Annotated in this window: 1 protein-coding gene; it reads left to right on the top strand. The window is 42.9% G+C overall.

Going from position 1 to position 427, the window contains the following annotated elements; translation table 11 throughout:
- Positions 1–131 precede the first annotated feature (131 nt).
- Positions 132–341: a hypothetical protein gene (locus tag VU18_RS16150; protein WP_042382650.1), complete on the top strand. Its 210-nt coding sequence runs from the start codon at positions 132–134 to the stop codon at positions 339–341.
- The last annotated feature ends 86 nt before the right edge of the window (positions 342–427 follow it).

Raw genomic sequence — 427 nt, 5'->3', positions numbered from 1 at the left:
ACCTATGAGGGATTGAAACTTCGGCAGATGATCAAAGAAGGCCTGGAATCCGGGATTAGATTCGGCACAGCGAACCGGGAAATCTGCTTGTGTCTACTAGTTGCAATGAATGAACTGGGGGTGAAGAAACCATGATCACGATCTATGACTTGATCGGCTACATTCAAAACATGGACAACATGGACAAATTGGATGAAATCATCAGTCGATGGTACTTTCAAACGTCTGTCTGGACATCACAGGTGAAAGAAGAAGTCAAAAAAGCGGTGGTCGAAATCCTACAACTAGGCGAACCTAAAGTGTACCAGTTTTTTGTGGATATGTACGGTCTTAAAATGTGAAGTTTTTATCGTACCTATAAAGGGATTGAAACGTCATCCCGGTCGTGACAATTGGAGTTCCTTCTGCCGTTTTTATCGTACCTATG

It is taken from the genome of Geobacillus sp. ZGt-1 (genome assembly GCF_001026865.1).
Classification (GTDB): domain Bacteria; phylum Bacillota; class Bacilli; order Bacillales; family Anoxybacillaceae; genus Geobacillus; species Geobacillus thermoleovorans.
Note: the sequence above shows the minus strand (reverse complement) of the source record. Positions and strands in the feature narration are given on the sequence as shown.